The organism is Paenibacillus timonensis (assembly GCF_022427145.1).
GTDB classification, from domain to species: Bacteria; Bacillota; Bacilli; order Paenibacillales; family Paenibacillaceae; genus Fontibacillus; species Fontibacillus timonensis.
In genome coordinates, this window is sequence record NZ_JAKSXN010000135.1 from 1 (window position 1) to 1,402 (window position 1,402).

Annotated in this window: 1 protein-coding gene; it reads left to right on the forward strand. The window is 50.7% G+C overall.

Translation table 11 applies throughout. The features are described from left to right. Window positions 1-105 precede the first annotated feature (105 nt). Window positions 106-1,287 carry an IS256 family transposase gene (locus MJ257_RS24520; RefSeq protein WP_240271789.1) on the forward strand — a complete coding sequence of 394 codons (1,182 nt, stop codon included), beginning with the start codon at window positions 106-108 and terminating at the stop codon, window positions 1,285-1,287. Window positions 1,288-1,402: the final 115 nt, after the last annotated feature.

A 1,402-nucleotide genomic window follows, 5' to 3' on the forward strand; every position in this document is an offset into this window, starting at 1 on the left:
GATGACGTAAAATTGTTTGTGTACCAAGATTTGTGAGCTAGTCGGGCATAAAAAAAGTAGGGTATCCTTGGGGTTGTCGAAGCCACCAGAGAAAGGACCCTACCAATGACTAATATACCCGAAAACATGTTCAATAATCTATTTGAAAATCTTGTCACGCAGTTCGTACAGGACAACCTCGAACGTATTATGCGTTCCGAAATCGCTGCCTTCATGGAATCAGACGAGTGCGACCGACATAACAGTCGCAACGGGTACTACAAGCGTACGCTGCACACGAAATACGGTAGTATTGAGGACTTGTCGGTTCCGCGGGATCGCCACGGTCAGTTCCAAACTCAACTTTTCGAACCGTACCAACGCCGTGACGGATGGCTAGAGGAGGCCGTTATTCAGATGTACAAAAGCGGCATGGGCACTCGTGATGTCGCACGCTTTATCGAAAGTATGTTCGGTAGTCACTACTCCCCAACCACCGTGAGCAACATTACAGCAACCGTACTTGAGGATATTCAGAACTGGCAGGAGCGCCCGCTTTCCAAGCGGTATTCCGTCATCTATCTGGACGGCCTGTATATCAAACTCAAGCGAAGCACGGTGAGTGGTGAGGTAATCTACTTCGCCATGGGCATCGACGAACAGGGACATCGGCAGATCCTCGGCTTCTACATCGGCGGTCAGGAGAGCTCTAACGGCTGGCGTGAGGTACTCAAAGACCTCTATAACCGCGGGGTTCAGGAGGTGCTACTGGGCGTATTCGACGGCCTTCCTGGGCTGGAGGAGGCTTTCCGGGAGACCTATCCCAAGGCCGATGTTCAGCATTGTATCGTGCACAAGGTCCGTGCGACCTTTCCTAAGATCCGAGTCGAGCACAAGACCGAAGTCATTAACGACCTGAAGACAATCTACAACGCGCCCGACTATGATATGGCGCTTGCCTCCTTCGATACGGTGAAAGCTAAATGGGGCAAACTTTATCCGAAAGAGATGAAGTCTTGGGAAAGCCAACTGTCGACCCTGCTGACGTTCTACAAGTATCCAGCAGCCATCAAGAACGCTATCTATACTTCGAATGCCATTGAGCGGATGAACAAGGAATTCCGTAAGCGGCTCAAGCCCATGAACAGTTTGACGAACATGGATGCAGCCGAGAAAGTCGTCTACTTGCAAAGCCTCGAGTATAACGATAGGTATGCAGATCGCGTCACTACGGGTTTCGGTATGGCGGAAGTCAAAAAGCGGCTTGCCGAGATGTTTGAGGAGCGCTACCCACAGTCTGTTGAGTAACCAATAACTTCCCGGCCGGTGAGGGCGTTATCCCCCACCGACTACTTCATCAGAACAGTATCTATCGTCCCGTTGGATATTCCTACCGCCTTACACAAACTTCTTGACGCTACCC

What these genes read in the sequence shown, in the direction of transcription:
- MJ257_RS24520 (WP_240271789.1), top strand. Translation starts at nt 106, where the DNA reads ATGACTAATATACCCGAAAACATGTTCAATAATCTATTTGAAAATCTT.